Source organism: Actinokineospora globicatena (genome assembly GCF_024171945.1).
GTDB lineage: Bacteria > Actinomycetota > Actinomycetes > Mycobacteriales > Pseudonocardiaceae > Actinokineospora > Actinokineospora globicatena.
In genome coordinates this window covers 684,899-702,962 of the sequence record NZ_JAMTCR010000003.1, presented here as the reverse complement: position 1 = coordinate 702,962, position 18,064 = coordinate 684,899, and the positions used below count along the sequence as shown (strand labels likewise).

Genomic DNA, 18,064 nt, shown 5'->3' with positions numbered 1-18,064 from the left:
ATGCAGCGGCCGGACCTGATCACCGAGATCACCGGGTACCAGGCGGCGACCCGACCCGACCAGGTGGCGATCACCTGCGCGGGCACCGACGTCACCTACCGGGACCTGCACCTGGGCAGCAACCGCACCGCCAACGCGCTGCGCGCCGCGAACCTCGCCCCCGGGGCCAGAGTGGCCTACCTGGGCAAGGAGTCCGTGCACTACTACGACATCGCGTTCGGCACCGCCAAGAGCGAGGCCGTCCTCGTTCCGGTCAACTGGCGGCTCACCCCGGCCGAGGTCGAGCACATCCTGCGCGACGCCCAGGTCGAACTCGTCTTCGCCGAACGCGAACTCGTCGAGATCGTCGAGCGGCTGCGCGCCGGGCTGCCCAAGCTCGCCACGATCGTCGAACTCGACACCGCGACCGAGCGCGGCGCCGGGTTCGAGCGGTGGCGCGGCGGCCAGTCCACGGTGTGCGCACTGCCCGACATCACCCCGGACACCCCGTTCGCGCAGGTCTACACGAGCGGCACCACCGGCCTGCCCAAGGGCGTCGTCCTGCCGCACCGCAGCTTCTTCACCCTGCGCGACGTGCTGGAGACCCACGCCGTCGACTGGTTCGACCTGCGCCCCGACGACGTCAGCCTCATCGGGCTGCCCGGCCTCAACACCGCGGGCCTGTCGTGGTCGATGCAGGGCTTCACCGCCGGGGTCACCAACGTCGCGATGCGGATGTTCGTCAGCCAGGAGGCCGTCGACCTGGTGCACCGGCTCGGCGTGACCACCACCTTCGTCGCGCCCACCATGCTCGCGATGATGTTCGCCGAGCCCAACGCCTCCCGGGCCGCGTTCGGGTCGCTGCGCCGCGTCGTCTACGGCGGCTCCCCGATCTCCGAGACCCTGCTGCTGCAGTGCCTGGACATGATCCCCGGCGAGCTGCTGCAGGCCTACTCGTCCACCGAGGCGGGCAACGTCGTCACTGTCCTGCCCGCCGTGGACCACGTCGTCGGCAGCCGGTTGCTCGCGTCGGCGGGCAAGCCGTCACCGGACGTCGAGGTGCGCGTGGTCGACGCCGACGGGAACCCGCTGCCCGACGGCGAACAGGGCCAGGTCTGCGTGCGCTCGCCCGCGCTGATGCTCGGCTACTTCAACCAACCCGAGGCCACCACCAAGGTGCTGCGCGACGGCTGGCTGCGCATGGGCGACGTCGGCTACCTCGACCGAGGCTACCTCTACCTGCTCGACCGGGTCGACGACACGATCATCGTGGCTGGCCAGAACGTGTACCCGGTGGAGGTCGAGAACGTCCTCGCCGCGCACCCCGCCGTCGCCGACGTGGCCGTGGTCGGTGTCCCGCACCCCCGGTGGGGCGAGTCGGTCCAGGCCTTCGTGGTGGTGCGACCGGGGGAGCGGGTGACCGCGCGGGACCTGCTGCTGTTCGTGCGCGGCAGCCTCGCCGACTTCAAGGTCCCCACCGGCTACGAGTTCGTCGACAGCCTCCCGCGCAACCCCATGGGCAAGGTCCTGCGGCGGTCCCTGCGCACGGCCCTCACCCCGGAGCGATCATGACCACGAGCACCGACGTCCCCGCGCTCGCCGCCATCCAGACCCACACCCAGGCCGAGAACCCGGCCGCGTTCCTCGCGCTCAACGACGGGACCGCCTACTTCACCGCGCCCGGGCTCGACGGCGTCATCGCGTACCGCCCGGTCGGCCGCTACCACGTCCAGTTCGGTGGCCCGTTCGCCGCCGACGCGGACTACCTGCCGCTGCTGCGGGCGTTCAGCGAGTACACCCACGCCGCGGGTGCCAAGGTCGTGGCCGTCCAACTCCAGCGCCACGACGCCGAGCGCTACGCCGCCGACGGGTACACCGTCAACCAGGTCGGCGCCTCCTACTCGGTCGACCTCGCCGAGTTCACCATGGCGGGCACCCGGTTCATGCGGCTGCGCAACAAGATCGCCCGGTCCGCGCGCGCCGGGCTCACCGTCCAAGAGGTCGACTTCGACCAGTGGGCTGACCGCGTCGCCGAGTTGGACCGCACCTGGCTGCGCGGCAAGGGCGAGGACACCAGGGAACTCGGGTTCCTCGTCGGCCAACGCGGCGGCCACCTCCAGCCCCACCGCCGCCTGTTCGCCGGAGTGCTCGACGGTGAACTCGCGGGCTACATCTCCTACTCCCCGGTCTACGGCACCCGCTCCGGCTGGCTGCACGACCTGAGCCGCCGCGTCCCCGGCGAGCTGCCCGGCATCATGGAGTCGATCAACGCCGCCGCCATCGACACCTTCCGCGGCGAGGGCGCGGGCTGGCTGCACTTCGGCTTCACCCCGTTCACCGGACTGGCCGACGCGCTCGAGCTGCCCACAGTCCACTTCGGATTCGCGCAGATCGTCAAGGTGCTCTTCGAGCACGGCGAGGCGCTCTACCCGGCGCGCACCCAGCTGGCCTACAAGCAGAAGTGGTACCCGCACCTGGTCACCCCCGAGTACCTCGCCTTTGACGGCGAGGCCGACCTCGCCGCCTTCGCCCACGTCTTCCGCGCCGCGGGCGCGTTCTAGAGGAGCCACGCAGATGACCGAAGAGGAAGTCGTCGCCCGGATCGGCGCCGCCTGCCAGAACGTGATGGGCGGGTTCATGGCGATCGCGGGCGCGCCGGACGACGTGGCCGTCGCCGAGCAGGCCAACGGCGCGCTGCGCGAGTTGGACGCCTTGATGCGGGCGGTGGCCGGTGTCTGAGCCGCTGGTCCGCCCGCGCTGGTTCACCCCCGGCCGCGAGGACGCCGAGACGCGGTTGTTCCTGTTCGCGCACGCGGGAAGCGGCGCCGCGGCCTTCCGCGGGTACGAGGACCTGGTGCCCGCCGGGGTCGCCGCGCAGGCGGTCACCCTCCCGGGGCGGCAGGGCAGGCGCGCGGAGGCACTGCCCACGGACTGGGCGGCCACTGTGGATGAGCTGCACGAGGCGGTGGTGGCCGAGCTCGACGGGCGGCCGTACGCGCTGTTCGGGCACTGCCTCGGCGCACAGCTGGCCTACCGGCTCGCGGTGCGCCTCGCTGAGGCGGGCGACGAGGAACCGGTGCTGCTAGGGGTGTCCGGGTGGGCGCCGACCGGCTTCTTCCGCGCCCCCGCCAACCACGCCGAGATCCCCAAGGCCGACATGGTCGCCTGGATCCGCGACCTCGGGGCCATCCCGGACGCCGTCGCCGCCGACCCGGACCTGCTCGACCTGGTGCTGCCGCCGGTGATCGCCGACTTCCGGCTCGCCGCCGACCACGTCGACGACGGCGCGGTGGTGGACGTCCCCCTGGTCACCTACGTCGGCAGGCAGGACACGCTGATGCTCGACCCGGACGCGATGCGCTGCTGGGCCGACCGCGCCGCGCACTACCTCGGCCACCGCGACTACGGCGGCGGCCACTTCTACCTCGACGCCCACAAGGCGGCGGTGATGTCGGACTTCACCGCCCACCTCGCCCGGCTCACCTGATCACTCGCGTAGCGCCATGTGGTTGGCCCGGGTGTGCAGCGCGGGGTGGTGGTTGAGGATCGCGCGCTCGTGGTCGCGCAGCGTCTGGGTGGGGAGCACGCCCAGCTCCTCGTCGAGCCGGTGGCGCATCGCCCGGTAGGTGGCCAGCGCCTCGGCCTGCCTGCCCGACCGGTACAGCGCCACCATCAGCTGCTCGCAGAACCGCTCGTTGAGCTGCGGGGACTCCACCAGCTCGCGCAGCGCGGGGATGATGTCGGCGTGCCTGCCGATGCGCAGTTCCACGTCGAAGAGCACCTCGAGCGCGACGGTCCTGGCCGCCTCCAAGTGGTGCGCCGCGGCCCGGGCCATCGGACCACCGGTGATCATCCCGAACGCGGTCCCGCGCCACAGCGACAGCGCCGAGCGCAGCAACTCCGCCGCCTCCGACGGGGCTATCGCGGCGATCGCGCGCGCCCTGGCCACCTGCCGGGTGAACGACAGCGAGTCCAGGTCGGTCTCGGTGACCACCAACCGATACCCGGTGGCCAGGCCAATGAGCCGCGGGGAACCCCCCGGCTCGGCGGTGGCCCGGTCCGAGCACCCGGTGATCCGCCTGCGCAACCGGCTCACGTGCGCGTGCAGGGCGTTCTCCCACTGCGCCGGTGGCGCGTCCCCCCACAACTCGGTCACCAGGGCCCGCACGGAGACCGGCTTGGCCTCCGCGGCCAGCAGCGCGCCGAGCAGACTGCGCTGCAACGAGCCGCGGATCTCCACCTGCTGCGGCCCCGACCAGCATTCCAGCGGCCCGAGTACGGCGAATCTCGTCATGGCTTCTTCCTTGTCAGCGACTGTGTCCGTGCTCTCCTAGGTGTAGTCGCGGCTATTGGGTGGCGTATGCGTGCCACACACCCGACTTCGCTGCGGATACCCCACCGCTGGGTAGGTCCACCGGACCTGCGACGAGCGGTCCACAGTCCGCTCACTGCCCGTGGAATGGCCGTTGCCACCAGCGGGAACGGTCCACCTGCCCGCTCGCGGCCGGGTGCGCCGCCGCGACACCGGCCGGGGAAACTGGGTGGAACCTACCGTTGTCAGAATTGCCGCGCATTCGGCCCGCGCGCGACGCGCATTTCCACGATCAGATTCGCGTCAGCGCTGGGTCAGCCCGCCCTGCGACGATCTCGCTCGACTTCCAGCGCCGACATTCCGGAGCGTATTCGTGAGCACCGCATTCACCGACAGCGGGTCGGACAATCCGTTCGAGCGGCCGGACGCCGACTACCTGGTCCTGGTCAACGCCGCTGGTCAGCACTCGCTGTGGCCCGCCGCGATCGCGGTGCCCGGTGGCTGGGACACCACCTTCGGGCCCGGTCCACGCGCGGCCTGCCTCGACCACGTCGAGGCGAACTGGACCGACCTGCGGCCGACCAGCCTCACCTGATCCGCGCACCCGGGGAGGACCGCGAGATGACCAGCACCACGACCACCGAGGACGTCCTGCCGCTCACACCGGTGCAGGAGGGCCTGCTGTTCCACGCGCGGTTCGACGAGACCGGGCCGGACGTCTACACGATGCAGCTCTCCGCGCGGCTCGACGGCCCACTCGACGTGGCGGTGCTGCGCGCGTCCTGCGCGGCGTTGCTGGCCAGGCACCAGAGCCTGCGGGCGTGCTTCCGGCAGGACCGCGAGGGCCGCACGGTGCAGGTCGTGCGCCGCCAGGTCGCGCTGCCGTGGCGCCAGGTGGACCTGTCGGACCTCACCGAGGACGACCAGCGGCGCAGGCTCGCGGAGTTGGCGGACGCGGCGCAGGGGGAGCGGTTCGACCTGGCCAAGGCGCCGCTGCTGCGGTTCCTGGTGGTGCGCCTGGCGCCCGAGTCGCACCGGTTCGTCGTGACCAACCACCACCTGGTCGTCGACGGTTGGTCGACCTCGGTCCTGCTGCGGGAGCTGTTCCACCTCTACTCGCACGGCGGCGACGGCTCGGCCCTGCCCACGCCGACCCCGTACCGCGAGTTCTACGGGTGGCTGGCGAGCCAGGACAAGGCCGCCGCCGAACAGGCCTGGGCGTCGGCGTTGCGCGACCTCCCCGGCCCGACCCTGTTGGCGCCCCCGGATTCGACGCGCAAGCCGCTGGTGGCCGACGAGATCGTCATCGACGTGCCCGGTGAGCTGCGCGATCGGCTCCGCGCGTTCGCGGGCAGCCGCGGCCTGACCGTCAACACCGTGTTCCAGTGCGCCGTGGGGATGGTGCTCGCGGGCGCCACCGGCCGCACGGGCGCGGTGTTCGGCGCGACCGTCTCCGGCCGACCGGCGCGGTTGCCGGGGATCGAGTCCATGGTGGGGCTGTTCATCAACACGGTCCCGGTCCGCGTCGCGCCGGGCCTCGGTGAGACGGTCGCCGAGCTGCTGGCGCGGGTGCAGGCCGAGCAGGCGTCGCTGGTCGCGCACCAGCACCTGGGGCTGGTCGACATCCAGCGCGTCGCGGGGCTGTCCGACCTGTTCGACACCCACCTGGTGTTCCAGAACGTGCCGACCGCCGAGGTCAGCGGGCTGCCGATGTCGGACGTCGCGGTGCGCGGCGGCACGAACTACGCGCTGAGCCTCACCGTGCGGACCGTGGGTGCGGCGATGGACCTGGAGGTCGAGTACCGGCCGGACCTGCTGGACGCGGGATACGCCGAGTCGCTCGCCCGACGCGTGGTGCGGGTGGTGGCCGCGCTGGTGGAGGCCCCGGACCAGCCGGTGCGGCTGGTCGACACGCTGTTGCCGGGGGAGCGGGAGCGGCTCGACTCGTGGCACGGTCCGGTGGCCTCCTCGGAGACGCTGCCGCTGGAGCTGTTCGCCCAGCACGTGACGGCGACCCCGGACGCCACGGCGGTCGTGTTCGGGGCTGAGCGGGTGGGGTTCGCGGAGCTGGACGCGCGAGCGGACCGGCTGGCGCGGCTGCTGGTGGAACGTGGTGTCGGGCGGGATGACCTGGTGGCGCTGCTGCTCCCGCGCTCGGTCGACCTGCTGGCCGGTGTGTTGGCCGCGTGGAAAGCCGGTGCCGCGTACTTGCCGGTCGACCCGACTTACCCGGCTGGGCGCGTGGCGGCGATGATCGAGGCGGCCGAGCCCGCGGCGGTGCTCACGTTGTCCTCTGAGGACAGAGTGCCCGACGCGATCGCGGTCGACTCGGACGCCACCGCTGATGTCCCGTTGCCGCAGCCGCCATCCGCCGATGACCTCGCGTACGTGCTCTACACCTCGGGTTCGACCGGCAGGCCGAAGGGCGTGGCGGTCTCCCAAGGCAGCCTCGCCAACCTCCTCGCCCACCACCACGCCGAGACGGTGACCGGCCACGGCAGGCGAGTGGGGCTGATCCAGTCGCTGTCGTTCGACGGGTCGTGGGACACCCTCGCCTGGCTGTTCGCCGGGCACGAGCTGCACGTCTTCGACGACGACCTGCGCCGCGACGTGGTCGGCCTGGTCGCCTACGCCCGCGAGCACGCCATCGACGTGCTGGAAGCGACCCCCGGCTACACCGACGAACTGCTCAACCAGGGCCTGCTCGACGGCGTCACCCGCCCCAGCGTCCTCTACGTCGGCGGCGAGGCGTTCCCGCCCGCGCTGTGGGAGCGGATGCGCGGCCAGGACATCGCGGTCCACAACATGTATGGCCCGACCGAGTGCACCGACATCTCCACCGTCGGCCGACCCGTGGACAGCGCGACACCCGTGATCGGCAGGCCGGTCCGCAACGCCCGCGTGTACGTGCTCGACTCGACCCTCAGACTGGTGCCGCCGGGGATGCCGGGGGAGCTGTATGTCGCTGGTCCGCTGCTGGCTCGCGGATACCACCGGGCATCGGCGTTGACGGCCGAGCGGTTCGTCGCCGACCCGTTCGGTGCCGGGACGCGGATGTACCGAACCGGCGACCGGGTGCGCTGGACCGCCGACGGGCAGCTGGAGTACCTGGGGCGCGTCGACCACCAGGTGAAGGTCCGCGGGTTCCGGGTCGAGCCCGGTGAGGTCGAGGCCGCGCTGCTCGACCACCCTGCTGTCGAGCGGGCCCTGGTCGTCCTGCGCGAGGACCGGCTGGTCGCGTACGTGACCGGTGACGCTGACTCCTTGCGCGCGTTCCTCGAACGCCGGTTGCCGGACTATCTCGTGCCCCAGGCGTTCGTGGTGCTGGACTCGTTCCCGCTCAACGCCAACGGCAAGGTCGACCGGGCCGCGCTCCCGGAGCCGGGCGGCACGGCGAGTTCGACGCCACGGTCCGCGCGCCAGGAGATCCTGTGCGGCCTGTTCGCCGACGTCCTCGGCCGTGACTCGGTCGGCGTGGACGACGACTTCTTCGCCATCGGCGGGCACTCGCTGCTGGCCACCCGGCTGGTCAGCCGGACGCGCGCGGTGTTCGGGGTCGAGCTGTCGCTGCGCACGCTGTTCAGCGCGCCGACGGTCCGGGCGCTCGACGGGTGCCTGGACCAGGCTGGGGGAGCCCGCGCGCCGCTGGTCCCGGCGGTGCGGCCGGAGCGGGCGCCGCTGTCGTTCGCGCAGAGCAGGCTGTGGTTCCTCAACCGGCTCGAAGGCCCGAGTGCCACCTACAACGTCTCCGGCGCGCTGCGGTTGCGTGGACTGCTCGACATCGACGCGCTGCGGGCGGCGTTCCGCGACCTCGTCGACCGGCACGAGGTCCTGCGCACTGTCTTCGCTGAGGTCGATGGGGAGCCCCACCAGCGGGTTCTTGACGAGGTGACCCTCGACTTGCCGGTGGTCCGTTGTCCGGCGGCTCGGGTCTCGGAAGTGTTACGGGCCGCCGCGGCTACGCCGTTCGACCTGGGTGCGGAGGAGGTGCCGATCCGGGTCGAGCTGTTCGAGACCGGGACGCGTGAGCACGTGCTGCTGGTCGTGGTGCACCACATCGCGTCCGACGGGTGGTCGCTGGCGCCGCTGCTGGCCGACCTGGGCGCGGCGTACAGCGCTCGGGCCACTGGGCGCGGGCCGGACTGGGCGCCGCTGCCGGTCGGGTACGTGGACTACGCGCTGTGGCAGACCGACCTGTTCGGGTCCGCCGACGACCCGGACAGCCTGCTCGCCCGTCAGCTCGCGTACTGGGGGCAGCGGCTCGCTGGGCTTCCGGACGTGATCGAGCTGCCTGTCGACCGGCCGCGGCCTGCGGTGGCGACCTATAGCGGCGACACGGTCCGGTTCCACGTTAACGCGGACTTGCACGCCAGGCTGGCGGAGGTCGCGCGGGCCAGTGGGGTCACCCTCTACATGGTGCTGCACGCCGCCGTTGTCGCCTTGCTGCACCGGATGGGGGCGGGCACCGATATCGCCATCGGCTCGCCGGTCGCGGGCCGCACAGACGAGGCACTGGACGACCTGGTCGGATTCTTCGTGAACACATTGGTGCTGCGGACCGACCTGTCCGGCGACCCGACGTTCACCGAGCTGCTGGCGCGGGTGCGGGAGACCGACTTGGCCGCGTACGCCAACCAGGACGTGTCGTTCGAGCGGGTTGTCGAGCACGTCAACCCGGCCCGGTCGTTGTCGCGGAACCCGCTGTTCCAGGTGTTGCTGATGCTGTCGAACACGCCGCCCGCCGCTGGGTTGCTGCACGGGCTGGCTGTCGAGGTCGAGCCGGTCGACACCGGGACGGCGAAGTTCGACATCACGTTGCGGGTCAACGAGTCCTTCGCGGAGGACGGGTCGGCGGGCGGGCTCGACTGGGACCTGGAGTTCGCGCTCGACTTGTTCGACCGGGAAACCGCTTCCGCACTGGCCCAACGGCTGGTGCAGGTTCTGTCCACTGTGGCCGCTGAGCCTGGGACGGTTCTCGGGGACATCGACGTGGTGTTGCCTGTCGAGCGTGATGTCGCGCCGTGGCGGGTGGTGGAGGCGTCTGGGGTTGCGCCGCTGGACGTCTTTGGCGAGCGGGTGGCTGCTACTCCGGATGCTGTGGCCGTGGTGTTCGGGGACGAGTCGGCGACGTTCGCTGAGGTCGACGCGCGGGCGAACCGGTTGGCGCGGCTGCTGATCGCGCGTGGGGTCGGGCCTGAGACGTTGGTCGGGCTGGCGGTGCCTCGGTCGGTCGACGCGGTGATCGCCTTGCTGGCGGTGTGGAAGGTGGGCGGCGGGTATGTGCCGATCGACCCGTCTTACCCGGCCGAGCGTGTGCGGTACTTGCTCGACGATTCGCGGCCGGTTGTTGTGCTGACTGCGGGGACTGCGCTCGATGGCGTGGCGTCGATCGGCCTGGATCACCCGTCGACCTTGGCCGAACTGGCTGGCTACGACGATTCCCCGGTGGCTCTCGTCGACCTCGACGCTCCGGCCTATGTGATCCACACGTCTGGGTCCACCGGTCGGCCGAAGGGGGTCGTGGTCACGCACGCGAGCCTGGCCAACCTGTTCGACCACCACTGCGCTGAGTTCATGCCCGCGGAGCGGCAGCGGGTCGCGTTGATCGCCTCGCTGTCGTTCGACGCGTCGTGGAACCTGGTGCTGTGGTTGTTGGCAGGACACGAACTGCACATCCTCAACGATGAGGTCCGGCGGGACTCCCTTGCTCTGGTGGGGTATGTGCGGTCCCGCGCGATTGACGTGCTGGAACTGACTCCGACGCATGCCGCGCAGGTGCTCGCGGATGGGTTGCTGGACGGGGATGTTCGGCCCTCGTTGTTGTTCTTGGGCGGGGAGGCGTCGCCGCAGAAGCTGTGGGACGACGTTCGTGCGTCCGGGGTTTCGGCGTACAACCTCTATGGGCCAACTGAGTGCACGGTGGTGACGGCGGTCGGCGCGTTGGCCGACCACTCGCGGCCGGTGATCGGTAGTCCACTGTGGAACACTCGGGCCTACGTGCTCGACGGACGGTTGCGCCCTGTGCCGCCTGGTGTGCCGGGGGAGTTGTACCTCGCTGGCACACCTCTGGGGCGCGGGTATCACGGACGTCCCGCGCTGACTGCCGAGCGGTTCGTGGCCGACCCGTTTGCTGCGGGCACTCGGATGTACCGCACCGGCGACTTGGCTCGGTGGACCCGAGCGGGCGCGCTGGAGTTCCTGGGCCGGGTCGACGACCAGGTCAAGATCCGCGGCTTCCGAGTCGAGCCCGCTGAGGTCGCCGCCGTGCTGACCGAGCATCCGCTGGTCTCACGGGCCGTGGTCGTCGAACACTTCTCCCGGCTCATCGCGTACACCGTCGGCACCGCTTCCCCCGCCGACCTGCTCGCGTACGCCACCGCCACCCTCCCCGACTACCTGGTCCCCGCCGCCTACATCCCCATTTCCGAACTCCCCCTAACCCCCAACGGCAAACTCGACCGCCGTGCCCTGCCCGCCCCCGACATCACCCCCACCCGCGCCCCCGCGACCCCACGCCAAACCACCCTCTGCGCCCTGGTAGCCGAAGTCCTCAACCTCCCCACCGTGGGCCTGGACGACAACTTCTTCACCCTCGGCGGCCACTCCCTCCTCGCCACCCGCTTCATCAGCCGAGTCCGCACCACCCTCGGCCTGGAACTCTCCCTCCGCACCCTCTTCCAATCCCCGACCGTCGCCGCCCTGGACGAACACCTGGCCACAGCCAAACCAGCCCGCCCCACCCTCCGCCCCCGCCCCGGAGCCCCCCGGTGACCCTCCCAGCCATGCTCATCAGCCCAGAGTCCATCGGCCGTTCCTCCAGCTTCTTGCCCAGCCCTACATTCAGCACCCCCGCGGGCGGTCGACCGCTCGACTTTGGGCGCGGCCTTCGCGGGCTGGTTGGGGTTTGTGGGGGTGTGCGGTGATTCCGTTGTCGTTCGCGCAGCGGCGGTTGTGGTTTCAGCAGCGGATGGAGGGGGCTAGCGCGACGTACAACATTTCGGGGGCGTTGCGGTTGTGGGGGCGGCTGGATGTGGGGGCGCTGGAGGCGGCGTTCGGGGATGTGCTGGGGCGGCATGAGGCGTTGCGGACGGTGTTCGGGGAGGTGGATGGGGAGCCGTTCCAGGATGTGTTGGCTTTGGACGATGTGACGCCGGGGTTTGAGGTGGTGGCGGCGCCGGGGGAGTTGGCCGCGGCGTTGTCGCGGGCGGCGGCGCATGAGTTCGATCTGGGTGCATCGACGCCGCCGATTCGGGTTGTGGTGTTCGTGGTGGGGCCCGAGGAGCACGTGTTGCTGTTGACGGTGCACCACATCGCGGCTGATGGGTGGTCGATCGCACCGTTGCTGCGAGATCTGGGGGTTGCGTTCGCGGCCCGGTGCGCGGGTGCCGAGCCGGACTGGGAACCGCTGCCGGTGCAGTACGTGGACTACACCCTGTGGCAGCGCGAACTGCTCGGCGACGCCGACGACCCAGGCAGCCTGCTGGCAGAGCAATTAGCCTACTGGACCAAGGAACTAACAGGCTTACCCGAGTGTCTCGAACTCCCGACCGACCGGCCACGGCCATCCGTCGCGACCTACGTCGGCGCGGACCTGACCGGCCACATCGAACCAGAACTCCACACCCGGATCGCGAACCTGGCGGCAGCACAAGGCGCGACAACGTTCATGGTCCTGCACGCCGCCATCGCCATGCTGCTCAGCAAACTAGGCGCCGGACCAGACATTCCCATCGGATCGCCCATCGCGGGCCGCACGGACGAGGCGCTCGACGACCTGGTCGGCTTCTTCGTCAACACCCTGGTCCTGCGGGCCGACCTCTCCGGCGACCCCACCTTCGCCGACCTGCTCACCCAGGTCCGCGACACCGACCTCACCGCGTTCGCCAACCAGGACGTCCCGTTCGAGCGGATCGTCGAGCAGCTCAACCCGCGACGATCGCCAGCCTACAACCCGCTATTCCAAGTGATGCTGGCACTGCAGAACACCCAGCGCGCCGCCGCCCTGCTCCCCGGCCTGGACGTCGAGGTCGAGCCAGTCGGCGTGGCCACCGCGAAAGTCGACCTCACCTTCGCCCTCGCCGAGTCGTTCACCGCCGGACGCCCCGCGGGCATCCAGTGCGAGATCCAGTACGCCACCGACCTGTTCGACCGGGACACCGTCGACCTGATCGGCCAACGCCTAGTCCGACTGCTCGACGCGGTAACCGCCAACCCCAGCCGCAAACTGTCCACAATAGACATGATCTTGCCGGGAGAACGCCAACCGCTTGCCATGACAACGCAGGCGACCGGCACCATGCCGCACTGGCTCCAGTGCCAGGCCGCCCAAACGCCCGACGCCCGCGCCCTGGTATGCGGCAACGCGACCCTGACCTACGGCGCCCTGGCGGACCGAGTCAACCGCCTGGCCCGACTGCTGATCAGCCAAGGAATCGTCCAAGAGGACCGCGTCGCGCTGCTCCTGCCCCGCTCACTTGACCTGGTCACCGCGCTGTTCGCGGTCATGACAGCGGGCGCCGCCTACGTCCCCATCGACCCCGAGTACCCGGCCGACCGAATCGCCTACCTCCTCACCGACACGGCCCCCAAGCTCCTGCTGACCACAACCCGCCTCATCCTCGCCACGTCCACCCCGGCGATCACACTGGACACAGTGGACCTCACCCTCCACGACCCTCACCCCATCACCGACGCCGACCGCCGCGCCCCCCTGCGCCAGCAGGACGCCGCCTACGTCATCCACACCTCCGGATCGACCGGCCAGCCAAAGGGAGTCGTGGTCTGCCACGACAACCTGGCCAACCTCCGCGCCCACCACCTCACCGACACGATCCCCGGAGCACAGCGCGCCGCGTTCACCGCCTCCCTCTCGTTCGACGCCTCCCTGGACGGCCTGCTCCTGCTCACCAGCGGCGTCGAACTGCACCTGCTCACCGACGACGTCCGTCGCGACGCCCAGGCCCTGGTCACCTACCTCCGCGCGAACCAGGTCGACCTGCTCGGCACCACACCCAGCTACGCCGAGGAACTCCTGGTCGCGGGCCTGCTCGACGGTGACGTCCGCCCCACGCGCGTGATCGTCGGCGGTGAGCCGGTCAGCCCCGCCCTGTGGGACCGGCTGGCTCAGGTCGGCGGGATGAACTTCTACGGCCCGACCGAGTGCACCGTGAACACCGCGACCGCGCGGATCGCCGACAATTCGCGACCGGTGATCGGCACCCCGGTACGCAGGACCCAGGCCCACGTCCTGGACTCCTGGCTCCAGCCGGTTCCCCCCGGTGTCGCGGGCGAGCTGTACCTGGCAGGCACGCCAGTGGCTCGCGGGTACCACGGCAAGCCTGGCCTGACCGCCGAGCGCTTCGTGGCTGATCCCTTCGCGCACGGGACCCGGATGTACCGGACCGGCGACCGCGCCCGCTGGCGACGCGATGGCCTGCTGGAGTACCTCGGCCGCACTGATGACCAGGTGAAAGTCCGCGGCTTCCGCATCGAGCCCGGCGAGGTCGCCGCCGCTCTCACCAGGGATCCCGCCGTCGACCGAGCCGCCGTCACCGTGAAGGACGGCAAGCTCATCGGCTACGTCGTCCCGGCACATGGCTCGGTCGACCTCCCAGCGTTGCGATCCAGCGTCGCCGATGCGCTGCCGAGCCACATGGTGCCCTCCGCGCTGGTCGAGCTCGCACAGTTGCCACTGACCCCCAACGGCAAGCTCGACCACAGGGCCCTCCCCGCACCGGAACACTCCGCGACGGGTCGTGCGCCGCGCACCGAACGGGAAGAGATCCTGTGCGGGCTGTTCGCAACGGTGCTCGGCGTGGCGTCCGTTGGCGTGGACGACAACTTCTTCGACCTCGGCGGCCACTCGTTGCTGGCCACCCGCCTCATCAGCCGCGTCCGCACCACCCTGGGCACCGAACTGCCCGTCCGGACCCTTTTCCAGGCACCCACCCCCGCCGAACTGGCGCTCGCACTCGACCGTGAAAGCGCGGCCCGCCCACCGCTGGAGCCGCAGGACCGCCCAGCGGTCATCCCGCTCTCCTTCGCCCAGCAACGTCTGTGGTTCCTGACCCGGCTCGAAGGCCCCAGCGCCACCTACAACATCCCCGGCGCCGTACGACTCCACGGCCACCTGGACCTCGCCGCACTCCGCGCCGCAGTATCCGATGTCGTCACCCGGCACGAGACGCTGCGGACGGTGTTCGTGGCGGACGCCGGTGTGCCCAGCCAGGTGGTTCTCGACGACCCAGCCCCCGACTTCCGTGTGGTCGACTGCGCGCCCGACGCCGCGGCCGAGCAGATCCGAGCGCACGCGGCGGAGGTGTTCGACCTCGCCGTGTCGCCGCTGCGGGTCGTGGTGCTCGCGATCGGGCCGGACGAGCACGTGTTGCTCGTCGTCGTGCACCACATCGCCGCCGACGGGTGGTCCATCGCACCGTTGCTCACCGACCTGACCACGGCGTACCGCGCGCGGCTCGGCGGTGGCTCGCCGGACTGGGCCCCGCTGCCGGTCCAGTACGTCGACTACACCCTCTGGCAGCGGCAGAACCTGGACGAGGCCAAGCAGACGGGGTTCTGGTCGGAGACGCTGGCTGGGGCGCCGGACTGCCTGGTGCTGCCGGTCGACCGCCAACGACCGGCCGTGTCGAGCTACCGCGGCGGCAACGTTGCGACCACTATCGACGCCGACCTGCACGCCCGCGTCGTCAGCCTCGCCAGAGCATCCGGCGCGACCGTGTTCATGGTGCTGCACGCCGCCCTGGCAACGTTGCTGACCAAGATGGGCGCCGGGACCGACCTGCCGATCGGCTCACCGGTCGCCGGGCGGGTCGACTCGGCCCTGGACGACCTGGTCGGGTTCTTCGTCAACACCCTGGTCCTGCGCACCGACCTGTCCGGAGACCCGGCCTTCAGCGATGCCCTGGTCCGAGTCCGCGACACCGACCTCGCCGCCTACGCCAACCAAGACCTTCCCTTCGAGCGCGTCGTGGAGCAGCTCAACCCAGAGAGGTCGCCAGCCTATAATCCGCTGTTCCAGGTGCTCTTGGTCCTGCAGAACACCCCGGCGACGACCGGCACCCTGCCAGGTCTGGAAGCCGTGGTGGAGCCGGTCGGGGTGGCCACCGCCAAGGTCGACCTCACCTTCGCCCTGGCCGAGACCTACGGCACCGACGGCGCGCCCGCCGGGATCCGGCTCGACCTGCAGTACGCGCTCGACCTGTTCGACCCCCAAACAGCGGATGCGTTGACCCGCCGCCTCATCCGGGTCCTGGACCAGGTCACCGCCGCGCCCGCGACAAAGCTGTCCGAAGTAGATGTTGCCGAACCGGGCGAGGGCACAGTCTTTTCACCCCAGCCGATCCTGGTCTCGGAGACCTTGGCCGACTTGTTCGCTGCCCGGGTTGCCGCGCGGCCCGACTCGATCGCCCTGGTGTGTGGGGCCGACCGGGTCACCTATGGCGAACTGGGCACCCGGGTGGACCAGATCGCCCAAGCGGTGATCGCGGCCGGTACCGGACCGGAAGACCTGGTGGCGTTGCTGCTGCCCCGGTCCATCGACCAGGTCGCCGCGTTGCTGGGTGTCGTGATGGCGGGCGCGGCTTATGTGCCGATCGACCCGACCTACCCCGACGAGCGAATCCGCTACGTCCTGAACGACTCCCAGCCCGCCCTGCTCATCACCGACCACCCACAGCCCTGGCCGGTAACGACAATCGTCCTCAACGACCTGCCGACGTCCACCGAGCGCAGGGTGAGGCCGCAGCTCAGCCCAGACCACCCCGCATACGTCATCTACACCTCCGGCTCGACCGGCAACCCCAAGGGCGTGGTGGTCACCCATCGGAACGTGGTGCGCCTGCTCGACGCCACCGACCACTGGTTCGGCTTCACCCCCGACGACGTGTGGACGCTATTCCACTCCTACGCCTTCGACTTCTCCGTGTGGGAGCTGTGGGGCGCGCTGCGGTACGGCGGCACGCTCGTCGTCGTCCCGTTCGACGTGAGCCGCGATCCCGCTGCCTTCCTGCGGTTGCTCACCGACGAGCGGGTGACCGTGCTCAACCAGACCCCATCCGCGTTCTACCAGCTCATCGCCGCAGACACCGGGTCCGAATTGGACCTTCGTTACGTCGTCTTCGGCGGCGAGGCACTCGAACCCGCGTTGCTGTCGCGGTGGCGAGAACGTCGCCCGGACGGGCCGGCGCTGGTGAACATGTACGGCATCACCGAGACGACCGTCCACGTCACGCACCTGCGGCTCGACGGCGGGCATGTCGGCAGCCCCATCGGCCTGCCCATCCCGGACCTGGGCGTGTACGTGCTGGACTCCTCGTTGCGGCCCACTCCCACCGGTGTCATCGGCGAGTTGTACGTCACCGGCGGCGGGCTGGCGCGCGGGTACCTGAACCAGCCAAAGCTGACGGCGCAACGGTTTGTGGCGTGCCCGTTCGAGCCGGGGGAACGCATGTACCGCACCGGCGACGCGGCGGTGCGCACCTGGGACGGCGGCCTCCGCTACATCGGGCGGCTCGACCAGCAGGTCAAGATCCGCGGGTTCCGGATCGAACTCGGCGAGGTCGAAGCGGCCATCGCGACCCACCCGGACGTGCGGCAGGTGGCCGTGATCCACCGAGACGACCGACTGGTCGCCTACGTGGTGGCCGACACCGACGCCGCTGCCCTCCAGCAGCACGTCTCGGGTCTGTTGCCCGATCACATGGTGCCCGTCTTCGTCTCGATCCCGGCGCTCCCGTTGACCACCAACGGAAAGCTCGACCAGCGGGCTCTCCCGGAGCCAGAGCGGGTTGCGTCGGGCCAGGCCCCACGTAACCCGCGAGAAGATGTCCTGTGCGGACTCTTCGCTGAGGTGCTCGGCATCGAGTCGGTCGGCATCGACGACAACTTCTTCGCACTCGGCGGGCACTCCCTGTTGGCGGCCAAGCTCATCGGCCGGATCCGGGAGACCCTGGGCATCGACGTCCCGATGCGGGCGCTGTTCCAGGCACCGACGGTCCTCGGTCTGGTCAGCGCGGAAACCTCCGCGACCATCGACCCGCTCGTCACGATCCGAGCCGACGGCGACCAACACCCCCTGTTCTGCTTCCACCCGATCTCCGGCGTCGCCTGGTGCTACTCCGCCCTGCAACGCCACCTGCCCGCCGACGTCCCCATCCACGGCCTCCAGGTCGACTTGGCCAGCCACCCGACGACCCTCGACGAGCTCACCAGCGGCTACCTGCGGCACATCCGCCGCGTCCAACCGGAGGGCCCATATCGCCTGCTCGGCTGGTCCTTGGGCGGCACCATCGCCCACGCCGTCGCCGCCGGACTGCGATCCGACGGCGCCGAGGTGGAACTGTTGGCGCTGCTCGATTCCTTCCCGGCGGAGGGTGCGGCGATGCCGGATGTCGAACGGGCACTGCTGATCACGATGGCCCGCGATCTAGGCCTTGACGAGAACGCAGACAACCTCCGAGCCGCGGTCGCCACCGGTTTCGGCCTACCGGAGGAGACGTTGACCCAACTCGCCGCTTCAACCGAGAACCTAGGCCGCGTCCTGCTCAACGCCCCGACCACGGTGTTCGACGGCGACGTCCTCTACGTCACCGCCACCCGAAGCGCCACAACCAGAGGCAGCGGCGCCCACCTCTGGGACCCGTTCACCCGCCAGGTCACCGAACACCCGGTGGACTGCGGCCACTTCGACATGATGCGCCCAGAACCCATCGCCCGAATCGGCCGGCTGGTCACGGCGCGACTGGAGGAACGATGACA

8 protein-coding genes are annotated in these 18,064 nt (G+C 70.5%); 7 read left to right on the top strand and 1 reads right to left on the bottom strand.

The window, feature by feature from the left end:
* Genes LV79_RS16510 through LV79_RS16495 form a run of 4 tightly spaced genes read left to right on the top strand, consistent with a single transcriptional unit; the run spans window position 1 to window position 3,466 of the window.
* Window positions 1-1,551 (top strand): long-chain-fatty-acid--CoA ligase, encoded by a 1,551-nt coding sequence (locus tag LV79_RS16510; RefSeq protein ID WP_253837593.1) that lies wholly within the window; start codon window positions 1-3, stop codon window positions 1,549-1,551.
* On the top strand, window positions 1,548-2,540 hold the full coding sequence (locus tag LV79_RS16505) for a bifunctional lysylphosphatidylglycerol flippase/synthetase MprF (protein WP_253837590.1): 993 nt from the start codon (window positions 1,548-1,550) through the stop codon (window positions 2,538-2,540). Before LV79_RS16510 ends, LV79_RS16505 begins: the two co-directional genes overlap by 4 nt.
* 13 nt (window positions 2,541-2,553) lie before the next feature.
* On the top strand, window positions 2,554-2,718 hold the full coding sequence (locus LV79_RS16500) for a hypothetical protein (RefSeq protein ID WP_253837588.1): 165 nt from the start codon (window positions 2,554-2,556) through the stop codon (window positions 2,716-2,718).
* Window positions 2,711-3,466, top strand: a complete 756-nt coding sequence (locus LV79_RS16495; RefSeq protein WP_253837586.1) for a thioesterase II family protein — start codon at window positions 2,711-2,713, stop codon at window positions 3,464-3,466. Before LV79_RS16500 ends, LV79_RS16495 begins: the two co-directional genes overlap by 8 nt.
* On the opposite strand, the gene LV79_RS16490 is transcribed toward LV79_RS16495, so the two are convergent.
* Window positions 3,467-4,273 (bottom strand): AfsR/SARP family transcriptional regulator, encoded by an 807-nt coding sequence (locus tag LV79_RS16490; RefSeq protein ID WP_253837583.1) that lies wholly within the window; start codon window positions 4,271-4,273, stop codon window positions 3,467-3,469. It abuts the gene before it with no gap.
* Window positions 4,274-4,664: 391 nt separating this feature from the next.
* Between LV79_RS16490 and LV79_RS16485 the strand changes: the two genes are divergently transcribed.
* The 3 genes from LV79_RS16485 to LV79_RS16470 all read left to right on the top strand — a co-directional run bounded on the left by LV79_RS16485 (window position 4,665) and on the right by LV79_RS16470 (window position 18,062).
* Window positions 4,665-4,886 carry an MbtH family protein gene (locus LV79_RS16485; RefSeq protein WP_253837581.1) on the top strand — a complete coding sequence of 74 codons (222 nt, stop codon included), beginning with the start codon at window positions 4,665-4,667 and terminating at the stop codon, window positions 4,884-4,886.
* A gap of 26 nt (window positions 4,887-4,912) precedes the next feature.
* Complete coding sequence (locus LV79_RS16480; RefSeq protein ID WP_285470065.1) at window positions 4,913-11,062, top strand: non-ribosomal peptide synthetase; 6,150 nt, start codon at window positions 4,913-4,915, stop codon at window positions 11,060-11,062.
* Between the two features lie 148 nt (window positions 11,063-11,210).
* A complete protein-coding gene (locus tag LV79_RS16470; RefSeq protein WP_253837579.1) occupies window positions 11,211-18,062 on the top strand; it encodes a non-ribosomal peptide synthetase in 6,852 nt (2,283 codons plus the stop codon).
* The last annotated feature ends 2 nt before the right edge of the window (window positions 18,063-18,064 follow it).

Excerpts from the sequence above, each read along its gene's own strand:
- LV79_RS16510 (WP_253837593.1), top strand. The coding sequence starts at position 1 with ATGCAGCGGCCGGACCTGATCACCGAGATCACCGGGTACCAGGCGGCG.
- LV79_RS16505 (WP_253837590.1), top strand. The coding sequence starts at position 1,548 with ATGACCACGAGCACCGACGTCCCCGCGCTCGCCGCCATCCAGACCCAC.
- LV79_RS16500 (WP_253837588.1), top strand. The coding sequence starts at position 2,554 with ATGACCGAAGAGGAAGTCGTCGCCCGGATCGGCGCCGCCTGCCAGAAC.
- LV79_RS16490 (WP_253837583.1), bottom strand. The coding sequence starts at position 4,273 with ATGACGAGATTCGCCGTACTCGGGCCGCTGGAATGCTGGTCGGGGCCG.
- LV79_RS16480 (WP_285470065.1), top strand. The coding sequence starts at position 4,913 with ATGACCAGCACCACGACCACCGAGGACGTCCTGCCGCTCACACCGGTG.